Raw genomic sequence first — 4171 nt, forward strand, 5'->3', positions numbered from 1 at the left:
GTGGGGCATCGGCCTCGGCGTGAAGCGGACGCGGTCGACGCGGCGGCCGTCCATGCGCTGCACCTCGAGCGTGCCGTCCTCGATCTCGACGTCGTCGCCGACGACCGGGATGCGCTCGAGCACGCTCATGATGTAGCCGCCGACAGTGTCGTACACGTCGCCTTCGGGGATCCGGATGCCGGCACGGTCGCGCACCTCGTCGGGCCGCAGCTCGCCGGGGAACAGGACGGTGTCCTCGACCCGGACGATGCCGGCGCGGCGGCGGTCGTGCTCGTCCAGCACCTCGCCGACGATCTCTTCGACGAGGTCTTCGAGCGTCACGACTCCCGCCGTGCCGCCGTACTCGTCGACGACGATGGCCATCTGGTACCCGCGGGCGCGCAGCTCGGCCACGAGGGCGTCGAGGTGCACCGCCTCGGGGAAGCGCAGCGGCTCGGTCGCCAGTGCGGCGGCCGGAACATCCGCGCGTCGCTCGCGCGGCACGCTCACGGCCGCCTTCAGGTGCACGATGCCGGTGATGTCGTCCATCGATTCGTCATAGACGGGGAACCGGCTGTGCCCGGTGCGGCGGGCGAGCTGGATGACGTCCTCGGCGGAGTCGTCGGCGGCGAGCGCGTGGATGCTGGGCCGCGGCGTCATGACGTCGGCCGCGGTGAGCCGCGCGAAGGTGAGGCTGCGATCGAGCAGCGACGCGGTGTCCTCTTCGAGCACGCCCGCGCTCGCGGAGCGCCGCACCAGGCTCGACAGCTCTTCGGCCGTGCGGGCGCCCGACAGCTCCTCCTTGGGCTCGACGCCCATGGCCCGCAGCACGCCGTTCGCACTGCCGTTGAGCACGACGATCGCCGGGCGGAACACGGTCGTGAACGCGACCTGGAAGGGCATCACGAGCTTCGCGGTCTGCCGCGGGACGGCCAGCGCGAAGTTCTTCGGCACGAGCTCGCCCAGGATCATCGAGAAGACCGTGGCGATCGCGACGCCGATGATGGCCGCCAGCGGGCGGGAGATGCTCGCGGGCACCCCCCAGGCGTCGAACACGGGCGCCAGGAGGTTCGAGATCGCCGGTTCCATCGTGTAACCGGTGAGCAGCGTCGTCAGCGTGATTCCCAGCTGCGCGCTCGACAGATGGGTCGAGGTGATCCGCAGTGCGCTGATCGTCAGCGACAGACGGGATTCTCCGGCGGCCTGGCGGGCCTCGAGGTCGGCACGGTCGAGGTTCACGAGCGCGAACTCGCTCGCGACGAACAGACCGGTGCCGATAGTGAGCAGGAGCCCCACGCCCAGCATGACGTAGTCCATCACACATCACCCCCGTTCACGCGGGAGTCGGGTCGGTGGGGCGAGGGTCTACAACTAGGAGGGTCGTCCATCGTGCCGAACAGTCTACGGCAGGTGCCACCGCGCAGCCGGGTGTGAAGGGATGCCGCGACCGCCGGCATCCGCTCCTCCGAGCCGAAGCGGTGACACGATGTCGTCATGGCACTCGACAGGATCAGCGTCGTCATTCCCCCGGTCGGGCCGTGGCGCGAGCAGGAGCGCTGGTACCGCTGGGCGGATCAGATCGGCTACGACGTCGTGTACACGTACGACCATCTGACGCACGCGACGGCGCCGGGGATGTGGCTGAGCGAGGCGTTCACGACGCTCACGGCGGCGGCCGGGACGACCGAGCGCATCCGTCTCGGAACGCTCGTCGCGTCGGCCGTGCTCCGCACACCGGTCGCCCTCGCCCGGGTGGCGATGACCGTTCAGGACATCTCCGGCGGACGCCTCGTGCTCGGACTCGGAGCGGGTGCCCCCACGTGCGCACTGGCGGACCACGGGCGGCGCCCGACGCCGCGCGAGATGTCGGCACGGTTCGCCGACGTCGTGCGCGGCTACATCGCCGTGCTCGACGGCGCGACGGACTGGGAGGGCGGCACGCTGTCGTTCCACGGCCTCGAGACCACGCCCGCACCTGCGGCAACGCCGCGGCCAGAGCTGCTGCTGGCCGCGCACGGCCCGCGCGCCCTCGCGCTGGCCGCGTCCCACGCCGACACCTGGAACACCTACGGCGGCCCGGGCTCGACGTCGCTCTCACCCGGCGAGTACTGGGACCTGCTCGGCCACCAGGCGGACGGGTTCGCGAAGGCGTGCGCCGCCACCGGGCGCGCGCCGGGTGACGTCCGCCGATCCCTGCTGCTCGGCTTCGGCCAGGTGCGCCCGACGACGAGCGTCGACGAGTTCCTGGCGGCGGCCGAGCGCGCCGAGGCCCTCGGGTTCGACGAGCTGGTCGTGTACGGACCGGACTCCCCTGCCGGCATGGACTCCGATCCGGCCGTGCACGAGCGCGCGCTGGCGCGCCTGCGCTGACGGTTCGCACAGACCCGCGGAGAGTGGATGCCGGGCGCCCGGCATCCGCGTCCCTCACCAGCTGACGGGGAGCGCCTTGCCCTCGTCGTAGCCCGCGGCGGACTGCAGGCCGACCCGCGCGCGGTCGTGGAACTCGGCCACGGTCGACGCGCCCGCGTAGGTGAACGACGACCGCACGCCGGACGTGATCATGTCGAGCAGGTCCTCCAGACCGGGGCGCAGCGGGTCGAGGTAGATCTTCGACGACGAGATGCCCTCGGCGAAGAGCTCCTTGCGGGCGAGCTCGTACGGGTCGAGACGGCCGAACCGCTCGTGCACCGCCTTCGTCGAGGCCATGCCCCAGGACTCCTTGTAGGCGCGGCCCGACTCGTCGACCTGCAGTTCGCCCGGCGCCTCGATCGTGCCGGCGAACCACGAGCCGATCATGACCGACGCGGCGCCGGCCGCCAGCGCGAGTGCGACGTCGCGCGGGTAGCGCACACCGCCGTCGGCCCACACGTGCGCGCCCATGATCCTGGCGGCCTCGGCGGTCTCGAGCACGGCCGAGAACTGCGGGCGTCCGACGGCGGTCATCATGCGGGTCGTGCACATGGCGCCCGGTCCGACGCCGACCTTGAGGATCGACGCCCCCGCCGTCACCAGATCGTGCACGCCCTCGGCGCTGACGATGTTGCCCGCGGCGATCGGGATGCCGAGATCGAGGTCCGCGACCGCACGCAGGGCGCGCAGCATCCCTTCCTGGTGACCGTGCGCGGTGTCGATGACGAGGACGTCCACGCCTGCGGCGGCGAGCGCCTGGGCCTTCGCGGCGACGTCGCCGTTGATGCCGACGGCCGCCGCGACGATGAGCCGCCCGGACGCGTCGACCGCGGGGCGGTACAGCGTCGAGCGCAGCGCACTGCGGCGCGACAGCGTGCCGACGAGATGTCCGTGCTGCAGCACGCAGACCGTCTCGGCCTCGGCGGCGACGATCACGTCGAACGCGTGGCGCGCGCTCTCGATGTCGTCCGCGTCGACGGATGCCGCCAGCCCGCGCGCCAGATCGCCGAGGCGTGCGTCGGGCAGAGCCGTGCCCAGACGCGTGGCGGGGACGATCCCGAGGATGTCGTCGGCATCCACGTGGCCGGACGACGCGTCGGCGACGACGATGCCGTGCCCCTCGGTGGGCGGCAGCAGGCGTGCGGCATCCGCGACCGTCGCGTCGGGAGGCAGCACGAGCGGGGTGTCCCACTGCACGGGCTGCGCCTTGACCCACCGGATCGCGGCGTCGAGCTCCTGCAGCGGCATGTCCTGCGGCAGCACGCCCAGGCCGCCGCGGCGCGCGAGCGTCGCGGCCAGGCGGGCGCCCGTGACCGAGTTCATGTTCGCCGACACCAGCGGCAGGGTCGCCGTCGTGCCGTCGCCGGGTGCGAGGTCGACGTCGAGGCGGCTCGTGATCGCAGAGCGGCGCGGGACGAGGAAGACATCCGAGTACGTCAGGTCGACATCGGGGGTTTCGCCGTAGAACTCCATGTCCGCCAAGGGTAGTGACAGTTGCTGTGCGGCGAATGATCCGGTTTCTTTCAGCTTCGCGCCAGCTGTGGACCGGATCCGCGCCCCCGGACTGGGCTAGGCTTAACCGATGCGTGTCCAGGTCTCAGCAGCCGGCACGCGACCCAAACTTCACTGATGGAAGCAGGCGATTCAGGGTGTCGAGCCAGGTGACGGGCGTCGGGGTTTCGAACGAAGGAGAGTTCGGAGCCAACGAATGGCTCGTCGAGGAGCTGTACGAGCAGTTCAAGATCGACCGGAACTCCGTCGACAAGGCATGGTGGCCTGTCCT

The 4171-nt window shown here is 71.4% G+C and carries 4 protein-coding genes; 2 read left to right on the plus strand and 2 right to left on the minus strand.

Translation table 11 applies throughout. The features are described 5' to 3' along the window. Positions 1-1296 (minus strand): hemolysin family protein (locus ACTHNQ_RS10735; protein WP_440333359.1); only part of this gene is annotated, 1296 nt, incomplete at its 3' end. Between the two features lie 177 nt (positions 1297-1473). Here ACTHNQ_RS10735 and ACTHNQ_RS10740 point away from each other — a divergent pair. Beyond that, the gene (locus ACTHNQ_RS10740) at positions 1474-2349 is read left to right on the plus strand and encodes an LLM class flavin-dependent oxidoreductase (RefSeq protein ID WP_440333360.1); all 876 of its coding nucleotides are present in this window, start codon (positions 1474-1476) and stop codon (positions 2347-2349) included. A gap of 54 nt (positions 2350-2403) precedes the next feature. Here ACTHNQ_RS10740 and ACTHNQ_RS10745 read toward each other — a convergent pair whose 3' ends face one another. Continuing rightward, a complete protein-coding gene (locus ACTHNQ_RS10745; RefSeq protein WP_440333361.1) occupies positions 2404-3861 on the minus strand; it encodes a GuaB1 family IMP dehydrogenase-related protein in 1458 nt (485 codons plus the stop codon). 176 nt (positions 3862-4037) lie between these two features. Here ACTHNQ_RS10745 and ACTHNQ_RS10750 point away from each other — a divergent pair. Next, positions 4038-4171: 2-oxoglutarate dehydrogenase E1 subunit family protein (locus ACTHNQ_RS10750; RefSeq protein ID WP_440333362.1), on the plus strand; the 134-nt coding region annotated here is incomplete at its 3' end.

Source organism: Microbacterium sp. (genome assembly GCF_051953575.1).
In the GTDB taxonomy this organism is placed as follows: domain Bacteria; phylum Actinomycetota; class Actinomycetes; order Actinomycetales; family Microbacteriaceae; genus Microbacterium.

Bases quoted from the DNA above. Each gene is read 5' to 3' on its own strand.
- ACTHNQ_RS10740 (WP_440333360.1), top strand. From the start codon at position 1,474: ATGGCACTCGACAGGATCAGCGTCGTCATTCCCCCGGTCGGGCCGTGG.
- ACTHNQ_RS10745 (WP_440333361.1), bottom strand. From the start codon at position 3,861: ATGGAGTTCTACGGCGAAACCCCCGATGTCGACCTGACGTACTCGGAT.